We start from the raw sequence: 13,188 nt of genomic DNA, 5'->3' as shown, positions 1-13,188 counted from the left end.
GGAGGGGGGCGTGGGCGTGGATCAGGGTTTCGACAATTATCTGCCGCCGATGGTCGAGCCCGGCTGCGGCGGTTACCTTGAGTTCAAGCCCTGTGCTTCAGACGGGGCCATCGACATCAGCACGCTGTTCGACATCATCCAGACCCCGCTGATGGGGGTGGTTGTTGGCTCGGTTCTCTATTTCCAGATCAAGAACCAGCAGGGCCTGAAGCGCCCGGCTATCTGGGCTGTTGCGTCGGGCATAGCCGCCTCGGCTGTTTATGGTGCTTACAAGTTCCTGCTCTAGGAACTAACTCCCCCGCGTCCCCCGCCGCACGGCCCGCAGCAGCATCGCCGACACCTCCGCCTCGCTCGCCGCAAAGCTCCGCGCATCGCTCGCCGTCACGTTGAACGTCACGTTCACCGCCCCGCCGCCGCCACTCGCCACGCCCAGCCGCCCATCGCTCCCCCGCGCCAGCGGCAGGATCGCCTCGGCCCCGGCCTCGCCCGCCAGCCCCAGCCCGCGCCCGAGCGGAAAATACGCCGGGCTCGCCAGCACGCCGCCCTTGGCGAAGGGCGTCACCGCCGGGTTGGTGGCCTGGAACAGGCTCTCGATCGCCCCGCTGACGAGGTTGCCGATCGGCTGAAACGCCGCCTTCAGCGCGATCTCAGCAAAGCTCCGCGCCACCTCGCCCAGCACCGATTTCAGCGATTTGCCATCGAGCACCGCGCCGCGAAACGCCCGGCTCAGCGACCGCCCGACCCCATCGGCCAGGTCGCCGATCCGCTCCAGCTCCAGCGACACATCGCCAAGCGCCTCGACGCTCTCGCCGAACGGGTCCGCCATCACCTCACCTCATCGGGAAACGCCGACATCAGCCGGCCCAACACCTCGCGCCCGGGTGCCTCGCCCCGCGCCCGCCCGCTGGTCGCCTCGAACGCCGCCGCCAGCTCCCGCGGCGTCAGCCCCCAGAACTCCTTCGAGCTCAGCTTCAGCACGCCAAAGCCCAACTGCATCGCCTCCGTCCACGGAAACGCCCTCATGCCGCCTCCCCGAACGTCGCGCGCAGCAGCCGCGCCGCGATCTCCGCCGCGCCCTTCAGGCCGCCCTCGATCGCCATCCGCGCCAGGTCATCGTCGGTCACCGCATTGCCGCCACCCCGCAGCCCCGCCCCGATGATCGCCGTCAAATCCAGCGCCGAAACGCGCCCCGAGCTGAACCGCTCGCTCAACCCGACCAGATCCCCCGCCTGCAGCCGCGCCTCGAGCTCCGCCAGCGCCCCCAGCGTCAGGCAAAGCACCCGCTCCTCGCCCTCGAACACGGCCGAGATTTCGCCCCTCTGTGCGTTCGCCATCAGGACACCGTGAACCCGAGCTGCCCGGCGCTCTCCAGCGCCAGCTCGAACGTCACTTCGCCGGCGTGGTCGGCTGAGAACTCCAGCGCGACGATCTGGAATGGTCCCTCGACCGTGCCGAAGTCGGGCAGGATCAGCTGCCAGTTGCGGATCGTCCCGGCAAAGAACAGCGAGCGGATCGTCGCGTCCGACGCCTGGTCCTTGAAGATCCCCGAGCCCGCCACCGCCGCCCGTTTGATGCCGCCCCCAGCCAGCAGCTCCCGCCACCGTCCGGCGCTCTCGGCATCGGTCACATCGATCGCCGCCGCGTTGAAGGCGAGGCTGCGCGAGCGCAGCCCCGCCACCGTCGCAAAGCTCCCCGACCCGGTCTGGTCGAGCTTCAAAAGCATGTCCTTGCCGCTCTGGGCCGCCATGTCAGGTCCTCATCAAATGGGTTCGGAGAAAAAGCGAAACGCCACCGCCGCCCGGGCCTGCCCGGTGTCGGTATCAACAGCCGTATCGGTCCGCTCATGCTGGCGATGCGTCACCCGGATCGCCGCCGGCGAGAGTGCGTCCGCCACCGCCACCACCCGCTCGGCAATGGCCAACGCCGCCCGCCGGCTCGGCTGCCCCGCCCACACATGCAACGTCACCCGATGCTCATGCCCGGGGGCGACATCACCATCACGCGGCAGCAGGTCGTGCCGGGCGATCGCGACATAGGGCGGCGTCGCTCCCTGCGGCGGCGCATCGAAGATGCCGACGCCGGCAAGGTCCGGGTCTGCCTTCAGCGCAGCAACCAGCGTGGATTGCAGTTCGATGATCGGATGCGTCACCCCACCACCCCCGTCTCCACGCAAGCGCAGCTCAGCCAGGCCCGCCGCCCGTTCAAGTCCGCCGCCGACACCACGCTCAGCCACCGCCCGCGATAGCCGAACCGGTCGCCCGCCTTCACGTCGCTGCGAAACCGCACCACCACCGAATGGCTCACCGCCACCCCGCGCGCATCGGCCTCGGTCACCTGCCGCCCGCTCAACGCCCGCACGCGCGCCCACAGCGCCGCCACCGGCACGAACAGCACCGCGTGGCCGCCTTCGTCCTCGCCGGTGGTCTCGCGCCGCTGCAGCGCGACACGGTCAGTGAGACTCCCCACCGCCGGCGCTGTCTCGCTCACAGCCGCACCTGCCGATAACCGGCCACCAGCCGCTCGAACCCCGCCGGCATCACTGCGTCTGGCACCGCATCCCGGTGCTCGAACCAGTGCGCCACCAGCGCCAGCAGCGCCTGCTTCAAATCCCGCGGCACATCCGCCGCCTCGCCGAACCCGGCGACATAATCGATCTCGATCCCCAGCCGCTCGCGCAGCACCGGCATGCCGGCCACCGTCCCCGGCAGCAGCAGTCGCGCCGGCGCCACCCCGGTCTCGGCCTGGAACTGCCCGAGCCCGATCACGTGCTCGTCGTCCTGCTCGTCGAACACCCGGATCTCAGTCAGCTCGAGCAACGGCGCCACCGGCAGCCGCACCACGCGCTCGGCCGGCCACGCATCGAACACCGCCCGCCAGCTCTGGCGCACCAGCGCCCGCCCGGTCGTCCCCTCGACATGCAGCCGCGCCGCCGCAATCAGCGTCGTCACCAGCGCGTCCTCGGTGTCGGCATCGAGCCGCAGGAAAGCCTTCGCCTCGACAAGCGAAACCGGCTCCTCCGCGGGTCCCGCGAGAAGATAGGAAATCATCGGATGTCCTTGGAAATGAATCAAAAAAGGAGCGCCAGCGGCGCTCCTCGACGACCTTCGGCCGATCAGCTCACAGCAAATTTCAGCAGCTTGATCGCATCAAAATCCTGCACGCCACCGCCAACCCGCTTCGTCGTGTAGAACAGCACGTACGGCTTGGCCGAATACGGGTCGCGCAGCACGTTCACGCCCGTGCGATCCACCACCAGATACCCGCGCCGGAAGTCCCCAAACGCGATTGGCGTCGCCGCGGCCGCCACGTCCGGCATGTCCTCGGCCTCCACAAGGTCGAACCCCAGCAGCGTCGCCTTGGCGCCTGCCGAAGCCCCAGGCGACCACAGATAGTTGCCGTCGGCGTCCTTCAGCTTCCGCACCGCGGCCTGGGTCTTGCGGTTCATCACCCAGCTGGCGTTCTGCCGGTAGCCGGCCTTCAGCGCGTAGACCAGGTCGATCAGCACATCGCTGGCATCGCCCGACGGCCAGGCGCCCGACACGCCCGTCGCGATATAGCCCAGCTTGTCCCAGGCCCAGGCGCTCTCGGCCACTAGCGTTTCCGTCAAAAACCCCTTGGGCTTGTTGGTGCCGTTGCCGTTGACGAATGCCGCCGTCTCCTGCTCGGCGAAGGCGGCGTTCACCTCGTCGGCGATCCACTGGCCCACGTCGACCGCCGCATCATCGAGAAACGCCGAAGTCGCCGCCGGCATGGCGTAGAGTTCGGCCGTGGGGAAATCGATGAGATCAATGGTCTGCGAGTTGGTCTGCGGGCGGCTCGCCGCCTCCGCCACCCAGCCCACTGCCGGCCCGGTCAGCGTCACCGGCTTCTTGTACACCGTCGACGACACGTTCCGCACCGAAGCAATCGCCCGGATCGGCGACACCGCCGTCAGCCGCCGGGTGATCTCGCTCTCGGTCTCCGACGGCACCAGGTAGCCACCATCCGGGTTCGAGCCGATCGACAGCGCCTTCTCCTCGCCGCGCTTCACATAGGCCGAGAACGCGTCCTTGTACTCGTCGCCGAGGTCCGGGCGCCCCGCTTCCAGTGCCGGGCGGGTGCGGTCGAGGCTCAGCCGGTCCATCGCCGCCTTGGCGCCGTCGAGCGCCTGGTTCAGCCGCCCCAGCTTCTCCTCGGTCAGCGCATCGGTCGTCCCGCGCTTCTCGAGTTCTTTCAGCCGCCCGTCATTGGTGCGCTTGAACTCCTCGAACGCAGTCATGAACTCGGCGAACATGCCGTCGGAATCCGACGCAGCCACCGTCGACGCCTTGATCTCAAGACGCTCGGTCATATCGGTCATTGGGTGGTCCTCTATTGCTTCAGAAGCGAAATGGCCGCGCGCAGCGACCGTTCATGCCCGGCCGCCCCGGGCGCGATGCGGGCATCCGCCAGCATCGGAAACGTCACGATGGAGATCTCCCACAGATCGATCGCCCACAGTTTTCTGTGCCCGCCCCGCACCTCGCGCGTCGCCCGCTCGGTGCGAAAGCCGATCGACAGCCCGTCGATCGCGCGCCGCTCGATAAGGCGCCGCAACGCATCGGCTCGCGGCACCCCGGGCACCAGCCGCCCCTCGACCCACAGCCCGAACCCGTCCTCGCGCGCCACGTCCCAGGTGCCCACCGGCTCCTTCGGATCATGCTGGAACAGCATCCGGAGCTTCCCCGCTCCACGCCGCGCCAGCGACTTGGCGAACGCCCCCGGCATCACCAGGTCACCTGCATCGTCGAGCCGCCCGAACACGCTCGCGTAGCCCGCAAAGCGCCCGCGCTCGTCGATGGGGATTGCCTCGCTCAAGGCTTCGACCCCACCGCCGGCCGCGGCTTCGTCGCCCGCCGGACCGGCTTCGCCAGCGTGCCGGCAAGGTGCCAGGCAAACTGCCGGAACACCTCGCCGGCTAAGTGTTTGTCAGTAGAATTGCCCTTTGCGCCCATAGGCTTATTTCTCCCGGCGGAACAATTGATTCAGCGTCGAAATCTCTTTGACGAAGTCGTTGAAGCGGCGATTGGCGGCCTCCAATTCCTTCAGCGTTCAGACGAGCAACCCCGTCGCCCCCGTCGCCCAAAGAAACAGCGCCAGATGCGCCAAATCCCCCCGTGTCACGATCGATTTGGTGAGCTCGTCCATAATGGCCTCCACTGCTTAGTTCGGTAGTTGATCTCAACATGCCCACCCCCCACCGGCTGTCATCCCAGCGAAAGCTGGGACCCAACTCTCAGCAGGTGCAGGCGGCGAAATGGGTCCCTGCTTTCGCGGGGATGACATCTGTGATGAGCAGCAACACACACGGTGCGCTCAGGCGTTTCCCACCTTCTCGCACCGCCGGAACGCAGCTACGCTCCCCCGGCATGCTCTGAGGAGGAGGACCAATGAGCACGACAACCAACACCGGCTCCCGGGCCATCGACGTCCGCTTCGGCACCGCCACGCTTGAAGTGAAACTCGAAGACGGCCGCGAGCTGATCGCCCCGCTCTCCAACTACCCCCGCCTCCGCGACGGCCCGCCCGCCGCCCGCCTCAACTGGCGCTTCACCGAAGGCGGCGCCGGCATCCGCTGGCCCGATCTCGACGTGGATATCTCGGTAGAGGAACTGGAGTAGGCCCGGCAGTACGATGCTCGTCATGCCCTCCAACAAGGCCAACAGCCTGCGTGGGTTCCGGCTCGCGGCCGCCGCGCTATGCGTTGCCCTCTCGGGCTGTACGATGGCGCTACAGAACGAAGCTCGTCTCGGCCGCCTGACCACCTCCGACCTGAAGCCCACGAAAGCGACGTTGGTTTTCGGCCTCGACGCCTCACGCGGTCCGATCGGTGTTGCACTGCGACGCTTTGATCCGCCGCCTTTAGTCGCTGACGCCGATGGCAAGTGCAGCGAAGCCAGCGCGTCGACGCCGGAAGGCTCGACCGGCAAGACGTACTTCGTGTTCGACGTCCCACCGGGGCGCTACGCAATGCAAAACCACGAAGCTCTCGTGTTTGTCGTTCCAGCAGGCAAGCAGGTCTACATCGGCGATTTCGTCGGTACGCCCGAAGGGCAAGCCCTGATTACGGAGATGCACACCTGGAACCCCAGCACGACCTTCACCAGCGACCTCGCAACTGCCAAAGCCGCTCTCGGCCCCAAAGCCGATCGCCTTGAGCTCGCCGAAACCGGTCCGCCAAGGGCGTCCAATGTTGTGTCCGTTTTCGTCTGCACCCCTTAGCTCCCCACCCCCAGCATCGCCCGCTTCTCCGCATCACTGAGGAACTCCGCACCCCCGACCCGCGCCCACTGCGCCGCCCTGTCCTCCGCCAGTGCCTCCACCCCATCGAGGTCCGGCACCAGCGTCACCCCGCCGAACCCTGGCGCCAGCCAGAAGCTCAAGTCGTCCGCCACGCGCCGCACCAGCGGGATCACCGTGCCGCGCCAGAACGCCCGGTTGGCCTCGGCGTAGTTGGCGTAGGTGTTGTCGCCCGGTATCCCCAGCAGCATCGGCGGCACGCCGAAGGCCAGCGCGATCTCGCGCGCCGCCGTGTGCTTCAGCTCGATGAAATCCATCTCGGCCGGGGTCAGCGCCATCGCCTTCCAGTCGAGCCCGCCCTCCAGCACCATCGGCCGGCCGGCGTTCTTGGCCCCCTGGAACCCCGCCTCCAGCTCGTTCTTCAGCCGGGTGAACTGCGCCTCGGTCAGCGTGCCTGAACCGGCCGAATAGACCAGCGCCCCGCTCGGCCGCGCCGCGTTGTCGAGCAGCGCCTTGTTCCACTCCGCCGCCGCATTGTGGATATCGAGGCTCTGCGCCGCCGCCTCCAGCGGCGCCATGCCGTAGTGGTCGTCGAGCGGGTGGAACAGCGCCAGGTGCAGCAGTCCTGCCACTGGCTTCTGATCAAGCCGCAGCTCCGTCGTCCGGCCGCCGGCGGTATAGGCATAAGCCGCCGGATACCCGTCCCGCCCCAGCACCACCTTCACCCGGTCGGGCCGCAGCAGATGCAACTCGCGCACCGCCCCATCGACGATCCCGGCCGCCAGATAGGCGTTCCCCGCCGTCTGCAGGTAGGCATACACTGCCTCCAGTAGCTCGCCGCCCGATTGCCGCGGGTTGGGCCGCCCGAGCAGCCCCAGCACCGGATGCTCGCTGAGCCGCCGCCCACCACCCTCCTCCGCCTTCAGCGGCACCCGGTTCGACGCCTCGGCGATCATCCGCACGCAGCGATGCACCACCGGGTTCCGGGCGTAACCGGCATTCGCCAGGCTCACGAACCCCCGCCGGCTCCAGCTGGCATCCCCCAGCGCCGTCAGCGTCATCAAACTCTGCGGCCCGCCAGACTTCCGCTCGGCCGCCATCGCCCCGCCGAGGCGGGTGAACCAGTTGGGCATTGTTGCTCCCTTGAATTGACCGTGAGCGGCACGATGTAGTAACGTTGCTACATCAGCTAAGCGAGGTATCCTATGAGCGCCCCCGCGAAGGTCCGGCCGAACGCCGCAACGATGACCAGCCGCGAGTTCAACCAGCACACCAGCCGCGCGAAGGAGGCGGCAGACAACGGCCCAGTCGTCATCACCGACCGGGGAAGGCCTGCCTACGTGCTCCTCAGCAACGAGGAATTCGAGCGCATCACCGGCAAGAAGAAGTTTGTCAGCATTCTGGAGTCACTCGCCGACACCAGTCCCGAGGGTGACTTTCCGTATGAGTTCGAGCGTGCCAAGGGTAAAGCTCGAGAAGTCGACTTCGGTGACGACGCGTGACCTATCTCTTTGACACCAATATCGTTTCCGAGCTTCGCCGCCCTGAACTGGCTAACAGTGGGGTCATAAGCTGGACGGCCACAATCTCGAGAGATGAGGTGTTTGTCTCCGCGATAACGTTGCTTGAACTTGAACGAGGCGTGCTGAAGGCGGAGAGAAATGACACCACCAAGGGGCACGCGCTGCGCCGATGGATGACGACGCACGTTCGCCCTACCTACGATGCGCAAGCGCTGCCGGTCACGACCGAGATCGCACTTCGCGCGGCGCCGTTTGCACAGCTGCCGACAGTTGATCTCGCTGATCACCTGATAGCGGCAACCGCGATTGTGCATGACTTCACGCTAGTAACCCGCAACGTCTCGCACTTCACATCCACCGGCGTCCGTCTCTTCAATCCCTTCACCTAGATCGCTCGCACCCGCGGCACCGCCACCACCGGCATCAGTTCCGTCAGCGCCCAGACCAGCGCATCCACCCGGTCCGGCGAATGTCCCTCCGCCAACCCATCGGCCCCAAACGCGCACATCTCGTCCTCGAGCGCCGTCAGCCCCGGCCGATGCGCCACCCGGCCATTGGCATAAAGCGCCGCCACCGGCTCGGCCCGCATCCATTTGCCACGGCTCGCCCGCACCTCGCGCACCGGCACGTTCCGGTCCTCCTGCGCAATTACCGCCTTCACCATGTCGCCGCCCTGATTGACCTCGGCGACGATGCAGTCCGCCCCATACTCATGGAATGCCGCCACCGCCCGCCGCGCCCAGGCATCGGGTGCCGCCGGCGCAAAGCTCATATCCGCCAGCACCACCGCCCCCTCGCCGGCTCGCCCAGCCACCACGATCCCGCATGCATCCGAGCGCTTATGCCCGCTCACCGGCGGATCCACCGCCACCACGATCCGCTCCAGCGGCCCATCCTCCGCCACCCGAAACACCGACCGCGACCAAAGCGCATCCGGCCGATCCTCGATCAGCTCACCCTCGAGCTCCTGCCGCCCGAGCACGGTGTTCTCGTACCGAGCGACGATCGCCTTCAGGAACGCCTTGGCCAGATTGTCCTCGTTCTGCCGCGTCGCCATCCGCGTCACCACGGTCAGCGGCTCCGCGATCAATCGCCGGATCAGTGGCGTTGTCCGCGGCGTGGTGGTCGCCACCTGTCGCGGCCGGTCGCCCACCCGCAGCCCGAACTGCAGCATGTCCCAGGCCGCCTCGGCGTTGGGCCATTTGCCGATCTCGTCGCACCAGGCCGCCGCAAACTGCGGGCCGCGAAACCGCTCCGGGTCCGACGCGCCCAGCAGCATGCCCTCGACACCACCAGGCCACAGCAGCGTGTGGCCCCGGATGATTGGCCGCTCGTCCTGCGGCGTCACCTTCAGGATCCCGCTCTCACCGCGCACCATTATTTGCAGCGCCTCGGTTATCGTCTCGCCGACGATGGCGATCGGCCCGATCTGTTGCGCCGCCAGACTGCGCACCCATTCGGCGCCGGTCATGGTCTTGCCCGAACCGCGCCCACCCATCAGCAGCCAGGTGTTCCAGTCGCCAGGCGGCAGCTTCTGCTCGTCGCGGCTCCAGAATTCCCAGTCGAAGGCGAAGCGGCCCAACTCCTCGTCTTCGATCGCTGCCAGCAGCGCCTTAACGGACTTTGAGAGCATCCAGCCGCTTTGCGATCTTGGAGCGGAGTTCCGTCATCTCCTTGCTCTGTTTCGGTGTCGGCGGCTTGCCCCTCACTCTTGTCTCGAGTGCGATCAGCCGGTCCAGCGTCGTCGTCAGCCGCCCCAGCAGTGCCGTTTCGCGCGTCCCGTCGCTATCGCTCATTCTGTTCTCCACGATGCGGTCGATCTCATGTTCGACGGCGAGCATGAGCTTGCCGACGATGATCCCGCGGTCCTGCTCGCCGGTATCGACTTCGACATCCCACTTCTTCTCCCTGATGTGTCGAGCCAGCCGTTGCGGCGTGATGCCGTGCTCGGCACAGATCCTGTTGCGGGTCAGCTCGCCGCGCTCCACCTGGAGCCGGACCACCTCCCAGGGGATCTGTTCGTCCGAAGGCAACCGTCTCTCCAATGGCTCGTTGATTCCGCGACCGAGGAGGCATCCATGCCATCCACCGTGATCGCCGACATGGCTTACGACCCGGAGACCCAGACGCTTTCCGTCTGGTTCCGCCCCTCAGGCCGCCGCTACGATTATTTCGAGGTGCCGGCGGTCGTGTACGACGCGCTCCGGCACTCACCGTCCAAGGGTCGCTATTTCAACGCCCACATTCGCGACGGCTACGAATTCACCCAGTCGGACCGCTCCGATCCCCACCGCCGGCTGCAGCCCCATTTCTCCGACCGTAGCTGAACTATACCCGCCCACCGTGACGCGGGGATTCGATGGGCGAAAGAAATGATAAGTGATTGATTTCGCTGGAAATTCTACAGCATCACTCCGCATCAAACAGCGTCAACTGCACCCCGTCTGGCGCCTCCAGCCGCGAGTTGGTCGACCTGAACGGAGTCGGCCGCGGCGTACCCAGCACCTTGGCCCCCGCCGCCTCCAGCATGTCGGTCGCGGCAGGCACATCGTCGAAGCGCAGCGCCACGCGGAACTGCCCGCCCATCGCCCTGCCCACCTCGATCTTGTCGATGAACTCCGCGTGCTTCCGGTCGCTGATCTCGAGCGTCGCGATCCCTGCCCCGAGGATCGCCACATGCCCGTCGTCGTCCCCGACGGAGATCTGCTCCTTCAGCCCCATGGTGTCCCGCCAGAACGCCACCGCCCGCTCGAAGTCGTCGACAGTGATGACGAGGCGAAGTTCATGCACGGTATTCGACATCAGTCTCTCCAAGTAGGTTCCGAGAGTTTGCCCTCAGGCCGCCTGCATGATCCCGCAGCTGCACCCGCTCGCCTCCAGCGCTTCCGCGGCCACCTCGACGAACACCCGGCGGAACCACTGCGCCCGCCCATCCGCCCGGTCCACCCGACGATAGAGCAGCGACACCGGCGCCGCTTCCAGCGCCACCGGCGGGGCGGAAATCGCCAGCCCGTGCAGGGTCGCCATGCAGCGCGCAATCGACTCGGGGATGGTGGCAATCGCCGGCATGGCGCTCAGCGCCGTGGGCAGTGCCGAATACCGCGGCACCGTCGCCACCACCGATCGGCTGCGGCCGACCTTCTTCAGCGCCGCATCGACGTCGCCCGACATGTCACCCTCGAACGACACCGCGATGTGCGCCTCGCGCGAGAAATCCTCGAGGCTCAGCGGCGCCTTCAGCTTCAGCTGATCGGGGTCATAGATCGAGATCGAAGCCTGGTTGAACAGCGGCTGGCGGATGTGCCACGAGGCCGGCTCGGCATGCACCGAGACGCTCATGTCGAAGTCGCCGTTATCGAGCTGTTGCTCGGGGTGATGCGTGTGCGACGCCACCGACACCAGCCGAGCCTTCGGTGCCTCGCGGCGGATCCGTGCCGCCAGCGGCCCGAAGAACGCCGTCTCGAGGTTGTCGCACATGCCGATACGGAACGTGCCCTCGAAGCTCCGTGGATCGAACGCCTCCGGCACCCGGATCGCCCGCTCGATATTGCCCAGCGCATCCTCGATCGCCGGGGCGATCTCGAGCGCCCGCGGCGTCGGCTGCAGCCCGCGCCCGACGCGCACGAACAGCTCATCGTCCAGCGCCTCGCGCAGCCGCTTCAGCGCAGCCGAGAGCCCCGGCTGCCCCAGCAGCAGCCGTTCGGCGGCGCGGCTCACGTTGCGCTCCTGCATCAGCACCGAGAAGGCCAGCAGCAGGTTCAGGTCGATCTTGCGGAGGGCGGTATCATTCATCATTGCCAGTGATACCTCGCATGATCACTATCAATTTGCAATATGGATGGCAGATCGTCAGGTTCCGCTGCCTCTGCCGTCCGGCGCGAACCTCCCTTCGCGACGCCGGCATAGCGAAAGGGATAATTTCGATGACCTCCACCAAGATCGGAGGCGTCGCCGGGCTGGCTCTGTTGCTGCTCTGCGCCGCCAACTTCCTCGACGCCATGGACGTTTCGACCATCGGCGTCGCCCTCCCCGCCATCCAGGCCGAACTCGGCCTCCAGCCGAACGTGCTGCAGTGGGCGGTAAGCGCCTATGTGCTCGGCTATGGCGGCTTCCTACTGCTCGGCGGCCGCGTCGCCGATATCTTCGGCCACCGCCGCGTCTTCCTCTGGGCCCTCGGCATCTTCGCCGCGGCGTCCATCGCCGGCGCCTTCGTCGATTCGGGCCCGACCCTGATCGCCGCCCGGCTGATCAAGGGCATCGCCGCCGCCTTCACCGCGCCGGCCGCCCTCGCGCTGCTGCTCAACGTGTTCGGCGAAGGCCAGGCCCGGGCCAAGGCGCTCGGGCTCTTCGCCTCCACCGGCGCGGCCGGCTTCGTCCTCGGCATGGTGCTGGGTGGCGCGGTCACCGTGTTCAGCTGGCGCGCCACGCTGGTGATGGCCGGGCCGGTCGCCCTACTCGTCCTGTTCATCGCGCCGTTCGTCCTCCCGCCCGATCAGAAGAGCGGCAAGTCGCGCGCCTCGTTCGATTGGGCCGGCGCCATCACCATCACCCCGGGCCTGTTGCTCTTCGTCTTCGGCGTCACCAATGCCTCGGCCGCCGGCTTCGCTGCTCCCCTCACCTGGGGCCCGCTCGTCGCCTCCGTCGCGCTGATCGTCATCTTCCTCATCGTCGAGGCCCGCCATCACGATCCGATGGTGCCGCTGTCGATCTTCAAGCGGCGGAAGCTCAGCCACGCCAACATCGTCGCCGCGCTGTTCCAAGGCGTCTATGTCGGCTTCCAGTTCCTCGCCACGCTCTACTACCAGCACGTCTATGGCTGGTCGGCTTTCGCCACCGGTTTCAGCTTCGCCCTCGGCGGCGCCTGCGTCATGTTCCTCGCCCCGCGTCTGGCCGGCCTCGCCCAGCGCAAGGGCACCACGCGGCTGATGGCTGGCGGCGTCGCGCTGCAGGCCGCCGGTTACATCTTCTGGGTGCTGGCCATCGGCCGCTTCGATCCAATCACCCTGGTGATCATCTCGCAGCTGCTGCTCGGCCTCGGCTACGCCGCCACCTATCCCTCGGTGCAGGTAGCGGCCCTCTCGGACGTCGAAGACGACAAGTCCGGCCTCGCCTCGGGCCTCTTGTTCGCCTCGTTCCAGATCGGCGGCGGCATCGTCTTGGCAGCGGTCTCCGCCATCTTCACCGCCGCCCCCGGCTTCAGCTGGGAGCCCTACATCGCAGGCGGCACATTCGTCGCGCTACTGGCCGTAGTCACGACCCTGATCGCCGCGTCCGGCCCCCGCGCCAGCCGCAGCGTCCCGAGCGCCGTCCCGCAGGCGGCGGAGTAAGCACCCGCACCCCACGCTCAGAAGCGGCGTGGGGTGTCCGCGAGGCCATAACGCAGCACAGCTGCGCTTCCGAACCATCT

21 protein-coding genes are annotated in these 13,188 nt (G+C 67.3%); 7 read left to right on the top strand and 14 right to left on the bottom strand.

Annotated features, from left to right (window positions below):
* The first annotated feature begins 10 nt into the window (after nucleotides 1–10).
* On the top strand, nucleotides 11–286 hold the full coding sequence (locus AC1DYL_RS13065; protein WP_477173473.1) for a hypothetical protein: 276 nt from the start codon (nucleotides 11–13) through the stop codon (nucleotides 284–286).
* Nucleotides 287–289: 3 nt separating this feature from the next.
* Here the strand turns inward: AC1DYL_RS13065 and AC1DYL_RS13060 are convergent, their stop codons facing one another.
* From AC1DYL_RS13060 to AC1DYL_RS13020, 9 genes are all read right to left on the bottom strand, one after another.
* Entirely contained in the window at nucleotides 290–826 is a 537-nt protein-coding gene (locus AC1DYL_RS13060) for a phage tail tape measure protein (RefSeq protein WP_477173472.1), read from the bottom strand.
* The gene (locus AC1DYL_RS13055) at nucleotides 826–1,023 is read right to left on the bottom strand and encodes a rcc01693 family protein (RefSeq protein ID WP_477173471.1); all 198 of its coding nucleotides are present in this window, start codon (nucleotides 1,021–1,023) and stop codon (nucleotides 826–828) included. The genes AC1DYL_RS13060 and AC1DYL_RS13055 overlap by 1 nt, the downstream gene beginning before the upstream one ends.
* Nucleotides 1,020–1,334: a gene transfer agent family protein gene (locus AC1DYL_RS13050; protein WP_477173470.1), complete on the bottom strand. Its 315-nt coding sequence runs from the start codon at nucleotides 1,332–1,334 to the stop codon at nucleotides 1,020–1,022. The genes AC1DYL_RS13055 and AC1DYL_RS13050 overlap by 4 nt, the downstream gene beginning before the upstream one ends.
* Entirely contained in the window at nucleotides 1,334–1,747 is a 414-nt protein-coding gene (locus tag AC1DYL_RS13045; RefSeq protein WP_477173469.1) for a phage major tail protein, TP901-1 family, read from the bottom strand. Before AC1DYL_RS13045 ends, AC1DYL_RS13050 begins: the two co-directional genes overlap by 1 nt.
* A gap of 12 nt (nucleotides 1,748–1,759) precedes the next feature.
* Complete coding sequence (locus tag AC1DYL_RS13040; protein WP_477173468.1) at nucleotides 1,760–2,149, bottom strand: DUF3168 domain-containing protein; 390 nt, start codon at nucleotides 2,147–2,149, stop codon at nucleotides 1,760–1,762.
* Nucleotides 2,146–2,466, bottom strand: a complete 321-nt coding sequence (locus AC1DYL_RS13035; RefSeq protein ID WP_477173467.1) for a phage head closure protein — start codon at nucleotides 2,464–2,466, stop codon at nucleotides 2,146–2,148. Before AC1DYL_RS13035 ends, AC1DYL_RS13040 begins: the two co-directional genes overlap by 4 nt.
* 17 nt (nucleotides 2,467–2,483) lie before the next feature.
* Nucleotides 2,484–3,047, bottom strand: coding sequence for a head-tail connector protein (locus AC1DYL_RS13030; RefSeq protein WP_477173466.1), 564 nt, complete (start codon nucleotides 3,045–3,047; stop codon nucleotides 2,484–2,486).
* Between the two features lie 65 nt (nucleotides 3,048–3,112).
* Nucleotides 3,113–4,339, bottom strand: a complete 1,227-nt coding sequence (locus AC1DYL_RS13025; RefSeq protein ID WP_477173465.1) for a phage major capsid protein — start codon at nucleotides 4,337–4,339, stop codon at nucleotides 3,113–3,115.
* Nucleotides 4,340–4,350: 11 nt separating this feature from the next.
* Nucleotides 4,351–4,836, bottom strand: coding sequence for an HK97 family phage prohead protease (locus AC1DYL_RS13020; RefSeq protein ID WP_477173464.1), 486 nt, complete (start codon nucleotides 4,834–4,836; stop codon nucleotides 4,351–4,353).
* Nucleotides 4,837–5,408: 572 nt separating this feature from the next.
* Here AC1DYL_RS13020 and AC1DYL_RS13015 point away from each other — a divergent pair.
* The gene (locus AC1DYL_RS13015) at nucleotides 5,409–5,639 is read left to right on the top strand and encodes a DUF2442 domain-containing protein (protein ID WP_477173463.1); all 231 of its coding nucleotides are present in this window, start codon (nucleotides 5,409–5,411) and stop codon (nucleotides 5,637–5,639) included.
* A gap of 22 nt (nucleotides 5,640–5,661) precedes the next feature.
* Nucleotides 5,662–6,240 carry a hypothetical protein gene (locus AC1DYL_RS13010; RefSeq protein ID WP_477173462.1) on the top strand — a complete coding sequence of 193 codons (579 nt, stop codon included), beginning with the start codon at nucleotides 5,662–5,664 and terminating at the stop codon, nucleotides 6,238–6,240.
* On the opposite strand, the gene AC1DYL_RS13005 is transcribed toward AC1DYL_RS13010, so the two are convergent.
* Nucleotides 6,237–7,391 (bottom strand): phage portal protein, encoded by a 1,155-nt coding sequence (locus AC1DYL_RS13005; protein ID WP_477173461.1) that lies wholly within the window; start codon nucleotides 7,389–7,391, stop codon nucleotides 6,237–6,239. The genes AC1DYL_RS13010 and AC1DYL_RS13005 overlap by 4 nt on opposite strands.
* 72 nt (nucleotides 7,392–7,463) lie before the next feature.
* On the opposite strand from AC1DYL_RS13005, the gene AC1DYL_RS13000 reads away from it, so the two are divergent.
* Together AC1DYL_RS13000 and AC1DYL_RS12995 are read left to right on the top strand one after the other, a co-directional pair.
* Entirely contained in the window at nucleotides 7,464–7,760 is a 297-nt protein-coding gene (locus tag AC1DYL_RS13000) for a type II toxin-antitoxin system Phd/YefM family antitoxin (RefSeq protein WP_477173460.1), read from the top strand.
* Nucleotides 7,757–8,170: a PIN domain-containing protein gene (locus AC1DYL_RS12995; protein ID WP_477173459.1), complete on the top strand. Its 414-nt coding sequence runs from the start codon at nucleotides 7,757–7,759 to the stop codon at nucleotides 8,168–8,170. The genes AC1DYL_RS13000 and AC1DYL_RS12995 overlap by 4 nt, the downstream gene beginning before the upstream one ends.
* Here AC1DYL_RS12995 and AC1DYL_RS12990 read toward each other — a convergent pair.
* Nucleotides 8,167–9,414, bottom strand: a complete 1,248-nt coding sequence (locus AC1DYL_RS12990; RefSeq protein ID WP_477173458.1) for a DNA-packaging protein — start codon at nucleotides 9,412–9,414, stop codon at nucleotides 8,167–8,169. The genes AC1DYL_RS12995 and AC1DYL_RS12990 overlap by 4 nt on opposite strands.
* Nucleotides 9,395–9,814, bottom strand: a complete 420-nt coding sequence (locus tag AC1DYL_RS12985) for a hypothetical protein (protein ID WP_477173457.1) — start codon at nucleotides 9,812–9,814, stop codon at nucleotides 9,395–9,397. Before AC1DYL_RS12985 ends, AC1DYL_RS12990 begins: the two co-directional genes overlap by 20 nt.
* 45 nt (nucleotides 9,815–9,859) lie before the next feature.
* Here AC1DYL_RS12985 and AC1DYL_RS12980 point away from each other — a divergent pair, with 45 nt between their 5' ends.
* Nucleotides 9,860–10,108, top strand: coding sequence for a KTSC domain-containing protein (locus AC1DYL_RS12980; RefSeq protein ID WP_477173456.1), 249 nt, complete (start codon nucleotides 9,860–9,862; stop codon nucleotides 10,106–10,108).
* 82 nt (nucleotides 10,109–10,190) lie between these two features.
* Here AC1DYL_RS12980 and AC1DYL_RS12975 read toward each other — a convergent pair whose 3' ends face one another.
* Nucleotides 10,191–10,583 carry a VOC family protein gene (locus tag AC1DYL_RS12975; protein ID WP_477173455.1) on the bottom strand — a complete coding sequence of 131 codons (393 nt, stop codon included), beginning with the start codon at nucleotides 10,581–10,583 and terminating at the stop codon, nucleotides 10,191–10,193.
* A gap of 33 nt (nucleotides 10,584–10,616) precedes the next feature.
* A complete protein-coding gene (locus AC1DYL_RS12970; RefSeq protein ID WP_477173454.1) occupies nucleotides 10,617–11,576 on the bottom strand; it encodes a LysR family transcriptional regulator in 960 nt (319 codons plus the stop codon).
* A gap of 128 nt (nucleotides 11,577–11,704) precedes the next feature.
* Between AC1DYL_RS12970 and AC1DYL_RS12965 the strand changes: the two genes are divergently transcribed.
* Nucleotides 11,705–13,108: an MFS transporter gene (locus tag AC1DYL_RS12965; RefSeq protein ID WP_477173453.1), complete on the top strand. Its 1,404-nt coding sequence runs from the start codon at nucleotides 11,705–11,707 to the stop codon at nucleotides 13,106–13,108.
* The last annotated feature ends 80 nt before the right edge of the window (nucleotides 13,109–13,188 follow it).

The sequence above is a fragment of the Devosia sp. P1_H9 genome (genome assembly GCF_056405135.1).
This window is presented reverse-complemented; position numbering and strand designations above follow the sequence as displayed.